At 67.0% G+C, this 14384-nt stretch carries 18 protein-coding genes; 8 read left to right on the top strand and 10 right to left on the bottom strand.

The window, feature by feature from the left end; all coding sequences use genetic code 11:
• Position 1: 1 nt before the first annotated feature.
• The gene (locus ACPEES_RS03980; protein WP_435101266.1) at positions 2-874 is read right to left on the bottom strand and encodes an AEC family transporter; all 873 of its coding nucleotides are present in this window, start codon (positions 872-874) and stop codon (positions 2-4) included.
• Positions 871-1287 carry a 4-carboxymuconolactone decarboxylase gene (gene pcaC / locus ACPEES_RS03975; RefSeq protein WP_435101264.1) on the bottom strand — a complete coding sequence of 139 codons (417 nt, stop codon included), beginning with the start codon at positions 1285-1287 and terminating at the stop codon, positions 871-873. Before pcaC ends, ACPEES_RS03980 begins: the two co-directional genes overlap by 4 nt.
• A gap of 129 nt (positions 1288-1416) precedes the next feature.
• On the opposite strand from pcaC, the gene moaC reads away from it, so the two are divergent.
• Complete coding sequence (moaC, locus tag ACPEES_RS03970; RefSeq protein WP_435101262.1) at positions 1417-1902, top strand: cyclic pyranopterin monophosphate synthase MoaC; 486 nt, start codon at positions 1417-1419, stop codon at positions 1900-1902.
• 94 nt (positions 1903-1996) lie between these two features.
• On the opposite strand, the gene ACPEES_RS03965 is transcribed toward moaC, so the two are convergent.
• Positions 1997-2323 carry a 4a-hydroxytetrahydrobiopterin dehydratase gene (locus ACPEES_RS03965; protein WP_435101260.1) on the bottom strand — a complete coding sequence of 109 codons (327 nt, stop codon included), beginning with the start codon at positions 2321-2323 and terminating at the stop codon, positions 1997-1999.
• Between the two features lie 103 nt (positions 2324-2426).
• On the opposite strand from ACPEES_RS03965, the gene ACPEES_RS03960 reads away from it, so the two are divergent.
• The 5 genes from ACPEES_RS03960 (at position 2427) to ACPEES_RS03940 (ending at position 6920) form a co-directional block, all read left to right on the top strand.
• Positions 2427-3200, top strand: a complete 774-nt coding sequence (locus ACPEES_RS03960) for a (Fe-S)-binding protein (RefSeq protein ID WP_435101258.1) — start codon at positions 2427-2429, stop codon at positions 3198-3200.
• A 3-nt stretch (positions 3201-3203) separates the two neighbouring features.
• A complete protein-coding gene (locus tag ACPEES_RS03955; protein WP_435101256.1) occupies positions 3204-4625 on the top strand; it encodes a LutB/LldF family L-lactate oxidation iron-sulfur protein in 1422 nt (473 codons plus the stop codon).
• The gene (locus ACPEES_RS03950) at positions 4618-5265 is read left to right on the top strand and encodes a LutC/YkgG family protein (protein WP_435101254.1); all 648 of its coding nucleotides are present in this window, start codon (positions 4618-4620) and stop codon (positions 5263-5265) included. The genes ACPEES_RS03955 and ACPEES_RS03950 overlap by 8 nt, the downstream gene beginning before the upstream one ends.
• Before the next feature lie 98 nt (positions 5266-5363).
• A complete protein-coding gene (locus ACPEES_RS03945; RefSeq protein WP_435101252.1) occupies positions 5364-6368 on the top strand; it encodes a PQQ-binding-like beta-propeller repeat protein in 1005 nt (334 codons plus the stop codon).
• 12 nt (positions 6369-6380) lie between these two features.
• Positions 6381-6920 (top strand): cytochrome P460 family protein, encoded by a 540-nt coding sequence (locus ACPEES_RS03940; RefSeq protein ID WP_435101251.1) that lies wholly within the window; start codon positions 6381-6383, stop codon positions 6918-6920.
• 51 nt (positions 6921-6971) lie between these two features.
• Here ACPEES_RS03940 and mazG read toward each other — a convergent pair whose 3' ends face one another.
• A complete protein-coding gene (gene mazG / locus ACPEES_RS03935; protein WP_435101249.1) occupies positions 6972-7784 on the bottom strand; it encodes a nucleoside triphosphate pyrophosphohydrolase in 813 nt (270 codons plus the stop codon).
• Positions 7785-8007: 223 nt separating this feature from the next.
• Here mazG and ACPEES_RS03930 point away from each other — a divergent pair, with 223 nt between their 5' ends.
• Positions 8008-8607 (top strand): TetR/AcrR family transcriptional regulator, encoded by a 600-nt coding sequence (locus ACPEES_RS03930; RefSeq protein WP_435101247.1) that lies wholly within the window; start codon positions 8008-8010, stop codon positions 8605-8607.
• A 52-nt stretch (positions 8608-8659) separates the two neighbouring features.
• Here ACPEES_RS03930 and ACPEES_RS03925 read toward each other — a convergent pair whose 3' ends face one another.
• Positions 8660-9355 (bottom strand): glutathione S-transferase family protein, encoded by a 696-nt coding sequence (locus ACPEES_RS03925; RefSeq protein ID WP_435101245.1) that lies wholly within the window; start codon positions 9353-9355, stop codon positions 8660-8662.
• Positions 9352-9873, bottom strand: a complete 522-nt coding sequence (locus ACPEES_RS03920; RefSeq protein ID WP_435101243.1) for a tetratricopeptide repeat protein — start codon at positions 9871-9873, stop codon at positions 9352-9354. The genes ACPEES_RS03925 and ACPEES_RS03920 overlap by 4 nt, the downstream gene beginning before the upstream one ends.
• A 40-nt stretch (positions 9874-9913) precedes the next feature.
• Between ACPEES_RS03920 and ispG the strand changes: the two genes are divergently transcribed.
• Positions 9914-11161, top strand: coding sequence for a flavodoxin-dependent (E)-4-hydroxy-3-methylbut-2-enyl-diphosphate synthase (gene ispG, locus ACPEES_RS03915; RefSeq protein ID WP_435101241.1), 1248 nt, complete (start codon positions 9914-9916; stop codon positions 11159-11161).
• On the opposite strand, the gene fdxA is transcribed toward ispG, so the two are convergent.
• The 4 genes from fdxA to ACPEES_RS03895 are packed head-to-tail and all read right to left on the bottom strand — an operon-like array spanning position 11146 to position 14352.
• Positions 11146-11469, bottom strand: a complete 324-nt coding sequence (fdxA, locus tag ACPEES_RS03910; RefSeq protein ID WP_435101239.1) for a ferredoxin FdxA — start codon at positions 11467-11469, stop codon at positions 11146-11148. The genes ispG and fdxA overlap by 16 nt on opposite strands.
• Positions 11466-11954 (bottom strand): RrF2 family transcriptional regulator, encoded by a 489-nt coding sequence (locus ACPEES_RS03905; RefSeq protein ID WP_435101237.1) that lies wholly within the window; start codon positions 11952-11954, stop codon positions 11466-11468. The genes fdxA and ACPEES_RS03905 overlap by 4 nt, the downstream gene beginning before the upstream one ends.
• Positions 11951-12769: a bifunctional hydroxymethylpyrimidine kinase/phosphomethylpyrimidine kinase gene (gene thiD, locus ACPEES_RS03900; protein WP_435101235.1), complete on the bottom strand. Its 819-nt coding sequence runs from the start codon at positions 12767-12769 to the stop codon at positions 11951-11953. The genes ACPEES_RS03905 and thiD overlap by 4 nt, the downstream gene beginning before the upstream one ends.
• Positions 12766-14352: a class I adenylate-forming enzyme family protein gene (locus ACPEES_RS03895; RefSeq protein ID WP_435101233.1), complete on the bottom strand. Its 1587-nt coding sequence runs from the start codon at positions 14350-14352 to the stop codon at positions 12766-12768. The genes thiD and ACPEES_RS03895 overlap by 4 nt, the downstream gene beginning before the upstream one ends.
• Positions 14353-14384: the final 32 nt, after the last annotated feature.

Genomic DNA, 14384 nt, shown 5'->3' with positions numbered 1-14384 from the left:
GTCACAGCGCAAAAAACAGCACCGCGGGAATTATCACCAGTGACAGGGCGTTGCCGATCGCCACGATGGGCGCGACCACGTGGGGTTCCTGGTGATAGTGCTCGGCGAGGATATAGTTGAGCACCGCCGGCGGCAGCGCGCCATAGATCAGCAGCAGCCCCGCCACCGGCTGGGGCGGCTGCACCACCAGCACCCAGGGCACGGCAATGGCCAGCCCCGTCAATGGCGCCAGCAGCCCACCGGCCACGCCCACTTTCCATTGGCCGAGATCCACCTCGGTCAGGCGGATTCCGAGTGCCACCAGCATCAACGGAATTGCCACATTGCCGAGCATTTCGATCCCCGGCAGTACGATCGCCGGCGCATGCCAGTCCAACACCATGGCAGCGAGCCCCAGCGCCGTGGCGATGACCATGGGGTTACCGAGAAGCTCTCGCAGGTCTACGCGGCGGGTGAGCAGCCACAGGCCGACGGTGAAGTGCAGTGAGTTCTCCACCACGAACATCACCACCGCGATAGGCAGCGCCGATTCGCCGAAGGCGAATACCGCCAGAGGCAGACCGAAGTTGCCGGAATTGTTGAACATCGCCGGCGGTACCACGGTACGCGTGTCCCACCCGGTTCGTCGCACGACAAGCCACGCCAGCGGCCCCGAGCCGAGGATGATGGCCGCCGCACCCAGCGCGGCACCGCCCAGAGCGAGATCACCGCTCATGCGCTCCGAGAGTACGAAGAAGATCAGTGCCGGTGTGAACAGATTGACGTTCAGGCGGTTGGCGGTGGACATGTCCGCCGGGCGAATGCGCCCATAGACATAACCGATCAGTACCAGACCGAATACCGGTACGACGATCTCGAGGATTCGCAGAATCACCGCACCTCCCCGCCATCACCGCCGTCGCCGCCTCCCTGGTCTTCCATATCCGCGAGCACACTGCGGGCGTGTCGAAAACCCTCCATCGCCGCCGGCATGCCCGCGTACACCGCCACCTGAATGAGCGCCTCGCGGATCTGCTCGGCGCTGCAACCATTGTTGAGCGCGCCGCGCACGTGCACCCGGAACTCGTCCATGCGCCCGAGTGCCGCCAGCATCGCGATGTTGAGCAGGCTCCGCGTCGAGCGTTCGAGACCTGGGCGCCCCCAGACATCCCCCCAGGCGGTGCGGGTGACGAACGCCTGGAATTCCCGGTCGAAATCGCTCGCCCGGGCGAGGGACCGGTCCACATGCTCATCGCCGAGCACTTCGCGACGAATCCGCTCGCCTCGGCGCAATCGTTCATCGGCCATCGACTATGCTCCTATGCAAACCCGGTGGGGAGTATATCCGCTTGTCATTGCTGTGACGCCGGGGTAGCGTCCTGCAGCAGAGGTGGCGAGACCCGCGACCGGCTCAGGTACGCACCAGTACGGGAATCAATGAGCGATCTGACGCACATCAACGAGCGCGGCGAGGCCCATGTCGTGGACGTGGGGGACAAACAGGCGACCCACCGCATCGCCGTCGCCACGGGCCGCATTCACATGTCCGTCGGGACCCTGCGCACACTCGCTGCCGGCGACCTGAAGAAAGGCGATGCACTGGCGACGGCGCGGATTGCCGGCATCATGGCCGCCAAGCGAACGGCCGAGGTGGTACCGCTGTGCCACCCGATTCCCCTCACCCACGTCGAGGTGCACCTGGAGCCGGACGAAGACGCGGCTTGCGTGCATTGCACGGTACGCACCGAAACCCGCGACCGCACCGGCGTCGAGATGGAAGCGCTGAACGCCGTTCAAGCCGCTTTGCTGACCGTCTACGACATGTGCAAAGCCCTCGACCGCGGCATGACGATCGAGGGCGTGGGGCTGAGCTTCAAAAGCGGCGGGCGTTCGGGGACGTGGCAGCGCGAGGGCGACGTCTGAACCCGGCGCCCCCGGGCATCCGGAATCGGAAAGGCGTTGTCGCCCCCCAGAGTCGCCGCATTCCCGGAATACAGCGAACCCCGGTCGACGCACGCTATACGAGCTGATCGATCTTCGCAGCCAGAATGAAGTCGTTCTCGTGGAGCCCATTGATCTTGTGGGTCCACACCTCGACCTCCACGTGTCCCCAACCGAAGTGAATCTCCGGGTGATGGCCCTCTTCCTCGGCCAGCTCGCCCACCCGGTTGACGAAATCCAGAGCCTTGCGGAAGTTCTTGAACCTGTAGGACCGCTCGAGGCGCATGGGTTCCTCGGCTATGTGCCACTCCGGCACCTGCTGGCGATGCTGCTCCGCGTCCTCGCGGCCCATCGGGGGCGTACCGCCCTGGCAAGGGGTGCAATGCTTCGCTGTGAGACTCATCAGTCGTTCCTCCCCGTGGTTCACCGAGGCCGCCGGTTGAGTCCGTTTGCGACCCGGTTTACATTGGTCAGACCAATCGCCTGAATGCGGAGACGGCCAGTCAATGACCGATACCAAAGCCAGTGACCGCCCCCGCGTCGGACTGTTCGCGACCTGTCTGGTCGACCTCTTCCGCCCCAACGTGGGCTTCGCCAGCGTGCGCCTGCTCGAGCAAGCCGGCTGTTCGGTCGAAGTCCCAAAGGGCCAGACGTGCTGCGGTCAGCCAGCCTACAACAACGGCGACCTCGACGATGCCCGTGGGCTGGCACGACAGACCATCGATGCCTTCCGCGACTGCGACTACCTGGTCGCGCCGTCTGGCTCCTGCCTGGGCCAGATCCGCAAGTATCCCGACCTGTTCGATGCCGACGAACCGCTGCGCGGGGACGCCGAACGGCTCGCCGCACGCAGCTGGGAGCTGTTCGCCTTTCTCGTCGATGTAAGAGGCATGGGAGCGGTGAGCGCGGAGTTCAAGCACACTGTCACCTATCACGACAGCTGCTCCGGCCTGCGCCAGCTCGGGGTACGCAGCCAGCCGCGCGCGCTGCTCGGCAGCGTCGAGGGGCTGAAGCTGACCGAGATGGAGGATACCGACGTGTGCTGCGGTTTCGGCGGCACCTTCTGCGTGAAATACCCCGACATCTCCCAACGACTGGTGGACGACAAGAGCGACCGCATCGCCGACAGCGGGGCGGATACCGTGCTCGCCGGTGATCTCGGTTGCCTGATGAACATCGCCGGTCGCCTGCGCCGGCGCGGCGTGCCGGTACGCGCCTACCATGCCGCCGAAGTGCTCGCCGGCATGACCGACGGGCCCGCGATCGGCGAGGAGGGCTGAGTCATGGAAGCCCGCACCCACACGTTCAAGGCCAATGCCCGCCAGGCCCTCGCCGACGACAACCTGCGCCGCGCGCTCGCCAAGGCCAAGGGCGGCTTCGTCGGCAAACGCGCCCAGGCCGTCTCCGGGTTTCCGGATTTCGAGGCCCTGCGCACCCGCGGCCAGGAGATCAAGGACCATACCCTTGCCCACCTGGACCATTACCTCGCCCGCTTCACCAGCGCGGTGGAAGAGCGTGGCGGTCAGGTGCATTTCGCCGGCGACGCGGCCAGCGCCCGCGAGACCATTCTCGGTATCTGCCGGGATGCCGGGGCGCGGCAAGTTATCAAGGCGAAGTCGATGGCCGGCGAGGAAATCGAGCTCAACGAGGCGCTCGAACGAGAGCTCGAGGTCGTGGAAAGCGACCTCGGCGAATACATCATCCAGCTCGCCAAGGAACCGCCCAGCCACATCATCGCGCCGGCCGTGCACAAGACCCGCGAAGACATCACCCGGCTGTTCGACGAGCACCACCACGGGCGCATCGACGGGCCGCTGCGGCCGGCGCCGGAGCTCGTCGCCGAAGCACGCCGCGTGTTGCGCGAGAAGTTCCTCGGTGCCGACGTGGGCATCAGCGGCGCCAACTTCCTGGTCGCCGACACCGGCAGCGTGACCCTGGTGACCAACGAGGGCAACGCCGATCTCGGCACCGCCCTGCCGCGGGTGCACATCGTCATCGCCGGCATCGAGAAGCTCGTCCCCGGTATGGACGAAGCGTCGGTGATGCTGCGCCTTCTCGCGCGCAGCGCGACCGGTCAGGAGATCAGCGCCTATACCACGTTCCTCACGGGCCCGCGCAGCGCCGACGAGCCCGACGGCCCCGAGGAGTACCACGTGGTGCTGCTGGACAACGGCCGCACGAGCATGCTGGGCAACGAATTCCGGCCCATGCTGCGGTGCATCCGCTGCGGCGCCTGCATGAACCACTGCCCCGTTTACTCTGCCGTCGGGGGGCACACTTACGGGTGGGTCTACCCCGGCCCGATGGGCCAGGTCCTGACCCCGATGTTCCGGGGTCTCGACAGCACCGTGGACCTACCCAACGCGTGCACCCTCAATGGCCGTTGCGGCAGTGTCTGCCCCGTACGAATACCGCTGCCGGACCTCATTCGCCGATTGCGGGACTGGCAGTTCGACGCTCATCTCGGCAGCCGCACCAGCCGCTGGGCGCTGCGCGCCTGGGGCTGGGTCGCCCGTCACCCCGGCCTCTATCATCCGCTCTCCAGACTGGGCGCGCGTGCGATCCGCCTGCTCGGCGGCCGCCGCGGCTCCGCCCGCAGCCTCCCCATGGCCGGTGGCTGGACGGGAAGCCGGGATCTGCCTCTGCCAACGGGAACCACCTTCCAGGCGGCCTGGCAACGGCAACGGAGACACGGACATGACTGACCGGACGGGACACATGCTCGCCACCATCCGCCAGGCACTCGGCCGCGAAACCGCCGAAGACCCCGAGCGCATCGAGCGCGAACGCGCCGCCATGATGGCGACGGCGGCGCCGAGACCGGTCTGGGACGACACCGATACCGGGCGCTTTCTCACACACCTGGAAAGCGCTGCCGGCACCTGGCAACGCCTCGAGAGCCCGGCGTCCATTCCCACGGCCGTGGCCGGATACCTTGGTACCGACACCCGGGCCAGCGTGCGCGTTGGCAGGCACGAGATTCTCGACGCCCTGACCTGGCCCGAGGGGCTCGACGTTGCCACCGACATCGACGGCGCGCGACACGCCACTGCAACGGTCACGGTGGCACACGCCGGCGTCGCCGAAACCGGCACGCTCGTCTTTGCCGGCAGCCCGGCAAGCCCCACCAGCTTCAACTTCCTCCCCGAGCACCACTTCGCCGTGCTTTATGCCCGCGATGTCGTGCCCTACATGGAAGACGCGTGGAAGCTTCTGCAAAGCCGGGGTACGCTGCCGCGCGCGGTGAACTTCATCACCGGCCCTTCACGCACCGGTGACGTGGAGCAGACCATCGAACTGGGGGCCCACGGGCCACGCAGCGTACACGTTTTCCTGATCGAGTAGCCACGCACTGTCCACATCGCCGCCCTAAGTAAACCTCCTTATGGGCGGTCACTCCACGCGCCGACTAGGGTGAAAGTACATGCGGCGCGGGAGGCGAGATGGTGCAGACACCCTGGCACCTGATGACCCTGGTCGTAGTGCTCCTGGCGAGTTTCACGCTTGCTGAAACCGCCTTGGCCGCACCACGGCGAGCGATGACGCAACCCGACGGCAGCACCTGCGCAGTCGCTTCAGGTGTCGTGTGCTGGAGCAAGGATGGCCACCACCTGTGGCAGGCGCTGCGCGGCGAACAGGTGCTGGCGCTCACCCCCGGCACCCCGCTGCTCGCGGCAGGCAGCCGCGGCGTAGCGGCCCTCGATCCCGACACTGGCGCCTTGCGATGGCGCCATGGCGGCGAGCGCGCATTCCCCCCCATCACCCATGCCGGTCGCGCCTGGTTCGGTACCCACAACGGCACGCTCTGGTGTGTGGCCACCGCCACCGGTGAGCCGTGTTGGCGGCGTAGCCTCGCCGCGGAATGGATATACACGCCCGCTCGCCTTGGGGAAACGCTGGTGAGCGTCGGACGCAACCGGACCGCCTGGGCGCTGGATGCCCGCGAGGGGACACTGCGTTGGACGCGCCCCCTGCCCCAGGAACCGGTGGGCGCCCCCCTCGCCCTGACGCCCACCTCCGCCCTGATTGCCACGTATGACGGGACGTTGCGTGCCCTCGACGCCGTCAGCGGCGAGTTCTTGTGGGCCTACGACGCCGATACCGTGGCAGCGGAATGGGCCGCAGAGACCGGAACGCTGGTCGTGCGCCTAATCGACGGCAGCGTCCTTGCCCTCGATGCCGATACCGGCAAGCGCTTGTGGCGGCACAACCTCCCCGGGGCCGAGCACCTCACCGTTCATCGGGAGCTGGTCTGGCTGGCGATCGGAAACCGTGTGAAGGCGTTCGCGCTGCCCACGGGTCGATTGGTCGCGCATCACCGCCTCCCGGCCCCCGCAGCCTCCCCGGTTACCGCCGACGGAAGGGTTCTGCTGCATGCACGAGCTCAGCGTCTTCATGCCCTGCGTCGCAGCAGCGATGCGTCAACGACGATCGATGACCCGCAATAGGAGGCCAAGACCATGCGTGTGAGACTACTTCGAATCGCACTCGTCACCGCCGCCGCACTACCGATGACAGCCATGACGGCCGACCAGTCCTTCGGCACCGACGCCGACGTGGCGTACTCGCAGCAGCTCTGGGAGGCCATGGCGGAACAGGGGCTCGTGGGCGAGGAAGCGCTAATGTCCACACCCTACGAGGGACAACACCCTCACGGTGCCGTACTGGATACCATCGATACCACCTTCACCCTCGACGACAATACCGGCGAGCTCATCATCAAACGCAACTACGGCGGTGAGGGCGTGAGCAAGACGGCAGTCGCCAACGAACCCGGAGAGTGGTTGCAGTCCGTCACCGTCATGTACCGTCGCGACGGCTACGATGCGGACAATGCCGACTGGTTCTGGGTCAAGTACCAGCCCGACGGCAGCCCGGCCACGAATCCCAAGGGCATGCCACTGGCCGGGCGCGTGGCCAAGGGCGCGGACCAGGGTTGCATCGCCTGCCATCAGGCGGCGCCCGGCGGCGATTACGTCTACAACCACGACCGTTTCTGACGCGGGACGACATGGATGCGGCCCGGACATCCCGCCGGGGCGTGTCCGTGTTCAATCGTGGCGCCCGCGGTCGCCGGTCTTGGCCCGCTGGTATGCGGCCTCGAGGGTGTCGAAATCGCACTCCTCGGGCCGCTGACCGGCGTCCGTGAGGACCGCCTCGAGGCCGCGAAAGCGGCGTTCAAACTTCGCATTGGCATCGCGCAGCGCCTGTTCCGGATCGACACCGAGATGCCGGCCCAGATTGGCGCAGGCAAACAGAAGATCGCCGTACTCTTCCGCCTCCCCGGCTCGATCCCGGTCGGCCATTGCCTCCTCGAGCTCGGCAAGTTCCTCGCGTATCTTTTCGACAACCGGTGCGGCATCGGGCCAGTCGAACCCCACCCGCGCAGCGCGTTTCTGCAGCTTCACGCTACGGGTCAATCCCGGCAGGGTACGCGGGACGTCGTCGAGCACGCTGACCGGACGCTCGCCCGCCTCTGCGCGTTCCGCCCGCTCCTCCGCCTTGATCGCCTCCCAGGCGTGGGTCTGGCTCTCCGCGTCCCGCTCCTCGGCATCGCCGAAGACGTGCGGATGCCGCCGCACGATCTTGTCGGCGATAGCCTGTGCGACGTCATGGAAATCGAAGCGGCCCTCTTCGCTGCCGAACTGGGCGTAATAGACGACCTGGAAGAGCAGATCGCCGAGCTCGTCACGAAGATGGTCGTAATCCGACCGCTCGATGGCATCGGCCACCTCGTACGCCTCTTCGATGGTATGTGGCACGATACTGCGCCAGTTCTGCTCCAGATCCCACGGGCAACCGCCCTCGGGCGCGCGTAGCGCGGCCATGATTGCGATCAGGCGATCGACAGGGTGCTGTGACATGGGCCGTGTCTCGTCCTTGCAGCGGAATGGAGGGGCCCATTGTACCCGGCGTCCGGCTGGGAGACCGCAAGTGACCCGTGACAAGGAGCAAGCGTCAGGCATCACCGGGAAAAGCGGCCAGTGGACGTCGCCATGGAAAGACCGCCAGAATGGCCTCGTGGGGTGGGCCCGCGCGGTGGTGCGGGCAGCGAAACATTCAAACGTCGACGATGAGGGTTAGGCAGTGGCCAAGACCGTCACGCCCGCTACCGCGCGGGGCGAGCGAACCCGCCAGAAGCTCCTGTCGGCCGCCGAGGAGGAGTTCGGCGAGAACGGCTTCTACAGCGCTTCCATCAGCAACATCACGCGCCGGGCGGGCGTCGCCCAGGGCACGTTCTATATCTACTTCGAATCGAAGGAGGAAATCCTGCGCGCCCTCGTGGCCCATATGAGCCGCGAGATGCGGCGGGCGCAAAGCGAGGCCACTGCTCACTGCAACAACCGCATCGAGGCCGAACGTGCCGGGTTCCGCCGCTTCCTGCGTTTCGCCCTGGAGCACCGCAACCTCTACCGCATCGTCATGCAGTCGCAGTTCGTCGACCGGGCCGTGCACCGCGACTACTACGACACCCTGCTGCGCGGCTACGAACGCCGCATCGCCGACGCACAAGGCCGGGGCGAAGTACGCGCCGGTGACCCCCGTGCCCTCGCCTGGGCACTGATCGGCATGGCGTACTTCTTCGGCATGCGTTACGCGAGCTGGGAAGGCCGCCTCCCCGACGAGGCGGCCATCGAAACGGTGCTCGACTTCATGGAGGCGGGCCTTCGCCCGGAGTCGCCTTGATTCGCCCCCTTTCCGGTCGACGCCCCGCAGCTCGGGGCCGCGGCGGGGCCGCTTACCCGTGCCGCGTGTACTGACCGCTGCCGAACAACAGCCGCCGGGCCTCTTCGTCGAAACCTTCCTGGCGCTGTGCAGCGAGCACCTCGACCCCTCGCTGCACGGCGGGGCGATCGGCGATGCGCTCGAACCACGCCTTGAGCTTGGGATAGTCGGCGAGGTCCTGGCCCTGGCTCTCGTGCGAACGGATCCAGGGGAACGCCGCGATATCCGCGATGCTGTACTCGTCGCCGGCGAGATAGGCATGATCGGCGAGGTGTCGATCCAGCACCGCGTAGAGCCGACTCGCTTCCCGGGTGTACCGCTCGTAGGCGTAGTCGATGCGCTCCGGCGCATACTTGCGGAAGTGATGGGCCTGCCCGAGCAACGGGCCGAGCCCGCCCATCTGGAACATCAGCCACTCCATGACGCGATAGCGCGCCGCACCGTCCGCCGGCATCAACCGTCCCGTCTTCTCGGCGAGATAGAACAGAATCGCGCCGGACTCGAACAGGCTAATGGACTCACCACCCGGGCCGTCCCGGTCGATGATCGCGGGAATCTTGTTGTTGGGGCTGATGGCGAGGAACTCCGGGTCGAACTGCTCCCCCTTGCCGATGTTGACACCGTGCACACGATAGTCGAGCCCGAGCTCCTCGAGCGCGATATGCACTTTGTGCCCGTTGGGCGTCGCCCAGCTGTAGACGTCAATCATAACGCTCCCTCGGTCGGGTCCGGCGCCGGGCACTCTCCCTCGGCATCCGGACCGGCCATGAACAACTCCCGGAGACAAGTCAGAAGCCGCCGCGTCTCGCGCCCGGCGCGATCATCGGCAGGCAGATCCCGACGGGCGCCGGCGAGTGCCCGCCAGGCAAGGCGAATCTGCACCAATCCCAGGTTGTGACGGGCCCGGGCGAGCTCCGGATCCGCCTCCAGCGCGGCGTAGTACGCCGCCTCGGCCGCCCGCAACTCTCCCAGGCGTGCCTCGGCATTGCCGAGTCGATACCATGCATGCGGGTCGGAAGGGACACTTTCAACGTATCGACGATAGTCACGGGCCGCCGCGCCCCAGCGTTCGCTCTGGTACGCGCCGTTGGCACGCGCTTTCACCGCGGCAGCGTCGCTCATTTGCAACGGCAGGCCCGCACAGCCGCCGATCAGCATGGCCATGGCCGCCAGCAGCGTCATGTTCATCGTTCGGCCTCTGCCCGTGGCGGCAGAATGCTTTATCATGGGCACTCCTCAAGCGAACATTCCATCAGCGCGATCCCTTATGCCCGATCATCCGGAAAACCGCCGCCAGAGCGTACCCGTGAATGTCGGCGGCGTCACCGTCGGCGGCCCCGCCCCGGTGGTCGTCCAGTCGATGACCAACACCGACACCGCCGATGAGGTCGCCACCGCGGTCCAGGTTGCCGATCTCGCCCGCGCCGGTTCGGAGCTGGTGCGCATCACGGTCAACTCCGAGGAAGCTGCCGCGACGGTGCCCGCCATCCGCCGGCGACTGGACGACATGGGCGTCGCCGTGCCCCTGGTCGGGGATTTCCACTTCAACGGGCACAAGCTGCTCAGCCGCTACCCCGACTGTGCGGCAGCGCTAGCGAAATTCCGGATCAACCCGGGCAACGTGGGCAAGGGCAAGCGCCGGGACCCCCAGTTCGCGACCATGATCGACATCGCGCGGGATCTGGACAAGCCGGTTCGCATCGGGGTCAACTGGGGCAGCCTCGACCAGGAGCTGCTCGCGCGCATGATGGACGACAACGCGCGGTTGCCGGAGCCGGCGGACCCTGCCCGGGTGATGAAGTCGGCGGTGGTGCGATCGGCGCTGGAGAGCGCGGAAAAGGCCGAGGAGCTCGGCCTGCCCCATGATCGCATCATCCTCTCGTGCAAGATGAGCGTGGTCCAGGACCTCATCACGGTCTATCGCGATCTCGCCGACCGCTGCGACTATCCACTACACCTCGGTCTCACCGAGGCCGGTATGGGCTCCAAGGGTATCGTCGCCTCGTCGGCGGCGCTGGCGGTGCTGTTGCAGGAAGGCATTGGCGATACGATCCGCATTTCCCTGACCCCGGAACCCGGGGAATCGAGGACCCGTGAAGTCGTGGTCGCCCAGGAGCTGCTCCAGACCATGGGCATGCGGGCATTCACGCCGCTGGTGACCGCCTGCCCCGGCTGTGGCCGTACCACCAGCACGTTCTTCCAGGAACTCGCCGAGCAGATTCAGCGCCACGTTCGCGAGCGCATGCCGCAATGGCGCAAGGAATATCCGGGCGTAGAGAACATGACGCTCGCCGTGATGGGCTGTGTCGTCAACGGCCCCGGCGAGAGCCGCCAGGCCAACATCGGCATCAGCCTGCCGGGCACCGGCGAGAAACCGGTCGCGCCGGTCTACGAAGACGGCGAGAAAACGGTGACGTTGAAAGGCGAGCACATCGCCGAGGATTTCAAGAACATCGTGGAGGATTACGTCGTCCGCCGGTACGGCAAGGCCACGGCGGCTCAGTCCTCGAGATAATCCAGTTTTTCACTCACCCCGGCCCAATCGTCGGCATCGGGCGGCGCCGGTTTGCGCTCGCTCAACACCGGCCAGCGCTGCGCCAGGCGGGCATTGAGATCGATGAAATGCTCCTGGCCCGCCGGCAGTCGATCGTCGGCGTAGATCGCGTCCACCGGGCACTCGAACTCGCACAACGCGCAGTCGATGCAGACTTCCGGGTCGATGACGAGAAAGTTCGGCCCCTCGTGGAAGCAGTCCACCGGGCAGACTTCGACGCAATCCGTATACTTGCAGCGGATGCAGGCCTCCGTGACCACATAGGTCATGGACGCAGCTCCCCCACGCCGGGCGAGCGCCGCTGCGCAAGCGCGCCGCAGACGTCACACCGCCACTGGCCGCCCTGGTACTGACGCGAGATCGCCTCACGGATCTGCGGCCGTTGCACGAAGTCGGCAAGGCTCAGACCGTCCACGTAGGCATCCAGACGCTCACCGAGCCGCTGCCAGATGATCCGGCTCAATACGCTGCCACCCCGTGGCTCGCCGCGCCGGCCCGCCTCCATCACGCGAATGACCTCGCCGACGCTGATGTCAGCGGCCGGGCGTGTGAGCCGGTAACCGCCCCGCGGCCCGGGCACACCGCGCACCAGGTCGGCACCCCGTAGCCTCGTGAAGATCTGGTCGACATACGACACCGAAATGCCCTGACACACCGAAATCTCGGCCAGCCGGACAGGCGCCTCGCCGCCGTGAATGGCCAGGTGCATCAAAGCGCTCACCGCATAACGGCTCTTTGCCGAGAGCCGGATCATGCTCCGCCTCCATCGAAAGGAGCGACCGTGTGCTGATGGTTCACGGGCCCATGACCGGCACCCAGCGGTCGCGCGGTCTCCAGGGCGCGCTGCAGATAGCGACGTGCCCGCCGCACCGCCGCATCCATCGCGAGCCCCTGGGCCAGGCCGGTGGCAATCGCCGAAGCGAGCGTGCACCCGGTCCCATGACTGTTGCGTGTGTCGATACGCGGATAGACCAGGCGCACCACCTCATCCCGCGTCGCCAGAATGTCGGTCACTGTATCGGTGGCCGCGGCGTGCCCGCCCTTGAGCAACACCGCCCGGCAACCGATGTCGAGCAGCGCCTCCGCCGCCGCCTCCTGCGCGGCCGCGCCGACGATGTCCCGGCCCAGCAACACTTCGGCCTCCGGCAGGTTCGGCGTGATCACCGTTGCCCGCGCCAGCAGCCGTTGCTTCAAGGCAGTCACCGCATCCTCCTGCAGGAGCCGGTCCCCGCTTTGGGCGATCATCACCGGGTCGACGACGAGGGGCGCATCCGGCGCCCCCGCCGCGAGCCCGTCCGCGACCGTATCGATCACCTCGGCATCGTGCAGCATGCCGGTCTTCACACAGTCCGCACCAATGTCGTCCAGCACGGAGCGCATCTGCGCCGCTATGAAATCGGCGGGTACCGGCCAGACGCCCTGCACGCCCAGCGTGTTCTGGGCGGTGAGCGCTGTGACCGCCGTCGCCGCGTAGCCGCTCAGGGCGCTCACGGCCTTGATATCCGCCTGAATGCCGGCGCCGCCGCCGGAGTCGGAACCGGCAACGATGAGAACCCGTGCCTGTGTCATGTCTCCTTCGCTCCACTGAATCCCGGTGCTGCACCGCCATGCCGCCGGCGCAGCGCTTCGCGATCGATTTTGCCCGCCCCTGTCAGCGGCAGCTCATCGACTACATGGTAACGTCTCGGGCGCTTGAAGCGGGCGAGCCGCCCCTCGAGCCACGCATCGAGCGCCTCGGCATCCGGCGCAGACGCCCCCGCGGACGCCACTACCACGGCCGCCGGCACGGTCCCCCAGTGAGCATCCGGGCTCGCATACACCGCCACCTGCGCAATGCGCGGATGTGCCAGCAGCACCCGCTCGATCTCCTCCGGCGCGATGTTCTCACCGCCACTGACGAACATGTTGTCCACGCGGCCGACGATATACACGCGGCCACCCTCATCGGCCCGCGCCAGATCCCCCGTGTGCACCCAGCCGTCGGCATCGAGAACCTGCCGGGACCGCTCGGGATCGCCGACGTAGCCTTCGAAGGCGTGCGGGCTGCGCAACCACAGCTCACCCACCTCCCCCGCCGGCAACGCGCAGCCCGATTCGCCGACAATTCGGTAGTCACAGTGCAGGAAGCTCGTTCCCACGCTCTGGGAGAACCGCTCGAGCGCCCCGGGGTCGTCCTCACGGCCGAGGTGGATGAAGTTCGACGGACCGGCTTCGGTCTGGCCGTAGGACTGGCCAACGGCGACACCGCGCGCCCGGAAAGGCGCCATGGCCGCATCGCTACAGGGTGCTCCCGCTGTCGTGATGGCCGCAAGGGAGCTCAGGTCGCTCTGCGCGAACGTCTCGTGGGCGCTCAGAGCATGCAGCATGGTCTCCACCGCCCCGAAGTGGTTGACCGACTCGGCCGCTATCGCCGCCAGAACGGCGGCAGGGTCGAATGCCGGCAGCAGCACGACGCACCCGCCGGCATGGAAAACCGGCGTCACGGTGTTCCAGCCACCGATGTGGTAGAGGGGGAACAACACGAGCTCGCGCCGGGCGCCCAGTCCGTCGACACTGGAGGCGATCAGCTCCACGGAGTTCCACACCATCTGTCGGTGGGAAATTTCGCAGAGCTTGGGAGTGCCGGTGCTGCCGCCCGTATGCACGTAGAGAAACGGATCTTCCAGGGCAAGCGGCCGGTTGCACTCCGCTACCGAGGCACCCCCGACCCGCGCTTCCCACTCCGCGTCCATCGGGACCACGGCGGTACCCGCGGATAGGCCCGCCAGCGGCGCCTCGCCGAGCGCCGGGTCCAAAAGAACCGCGCGAGCGCCGCTACGCTCGGTGAGCTCGGCGATGTCGCCGGCGGTGAGGCGGTGACTCAACGGCACGAGAACCACGCCGAGCTTGCCGCAGGCGAGATACACTGCCACGGCCTCGGGCACGTTCCGGGCGATGAGCGCCACACGTTCACCGGGCGCGATACCCAGGGTATCGGTCAGCCAGTTGCCAAGGCGACACGCCCATGCGTCCAGCTCCGCATAACGCCAGCGCCGGCCGCCCACCACGTCGACGAGCGCCTCGCGCGCCGGCGTGAGTGCTGCACGTCGGCCCGACCAGTTACCGACCCAGTCCATCGGCAGGCGGTTCCAGTCAATATCGCTGCGTGTCATGGCTTCCCCAGTATCGGCTTCCTTCGTACCAT

Origin of the sequence: Arhodomonas sp. AD133 (assembly GCF_051195215.1) — a bacterium.
Taxonomy (GTDB): Bacteria; Pseudomonadota; Gammaproteobacteria; order Nitrococcales; family Nitrococcaceae; genus Arhodomonas.
The sequence above is the reverse complement of the archived record's forward strand: the minus strand, read 5'-3'. Positions and strand labels throughout refer to the sequence as shown.

Coding starts and splice junctions, on each gene's coding strand:
- mazG (WP_435101249.1), bottom strand. CDS start 7,784: ATGTCACAGCACCCTGTCGATCGCCTGATCGCAATCATGGCCGCGCTA.
- pcaC (WP_435101264.1), bottom strand. CDS start 1,287: ATGGCCGATGAACGATTGCGCCGAGGCGAGCGGATTCGTCGCGAAGTG.
- fdxA (WP_435101239.1), bottom strand. CDS start 11,469: ATGACCTATGTGGTCACGGAGGCCTGCATCCGCTGCAAGTATACGGAT.
- ACPEES_RS03920 (WP_435101243.1), bottom strand. CDS start 9,873: ATGATAAAGCATTCTGCCGCCACGGGCAGAGGCCGAACGATGAACATG.
- ACPEES_RS03895 (WP_435101233.1), bottom strand. CDS start 14,352: ATGACACGCAGCGATATTGACTGGAACCGCCTGCCGATGGACTGGGTC.
- ACPEES_RS03945 (WP_435101252.1), top strand. CDS start 5,364: ATGGTGCAGACACCCTGGCACCTGATGACCCTGGTCGTAGTGCTCCTG.
- thiD (WP_435101235.1), bottom strand. CDS start 12,769: ATGACACAGGCACGGGTTCTCATCGTTGCCGGTTCCGACTCCGGCGGC.
- ACPEES_RS03940 (WP_435101251.1), top strand. CDS start 6,381: ATGCGTGTGAGACTACTTCGAATCGCACTCGTCACCGCCGCCGCACTA.
- ACPEES_RS03925 (WP_435101245.1), bottom strand. CDS start 9,355: ATGATTGACGTCTACAGCTGGGCGACGCCCAACGGGCACAAAGTGCAT.
- moaC (WP_435101262.1), top strand. CDS start 1,417: ATGAGCGATCTGACGCACATCAACGAGCGCGGCGAGGCCCATGTCGTG.
- ACPEES_RS03955 (WP_435101256.1), top strand. CDS start 3,204: ATGGAAGCCCGCACCCACACGTTCAAGGCCAATGCCCGCCAGGCCCTC.
- ACPEES_RS03950 (WP_435101254.1), top strand. CDS start 4,618: ATGACTGACCGGACGGGACACATGCTCGCCACCATCCGCCAGGCACTC.
- ACPEES_RS03905 (WP_435101237.1), bottom strand. CDS start 11,954: ATGATCCGGCTCTCGGCAAAGAGCCGTTATGCGGTGAGCGCTTTGATG.
- ispG (WP_435101241.1), top strand. CDS start 9,914: ATGCCCGATCATCCGGAAAACCGCCGCCAGAGCGTACCCGTGAATGTC.
- ACPEES_RS03960 (WP_435101258.1), top strand. CDS start 2,427: ATGACCGATACCAAAGCCAGTGACCGCCCCCGCGTCGGACTGTTCGCG.
- ACPEES_RS03965 (WP_435101260.1), bottom strand. CDS start 2,323: ATGAGTCTCACAGCGAAGCATTGCACCCCTTGCCAGGGCGGTACGCCC.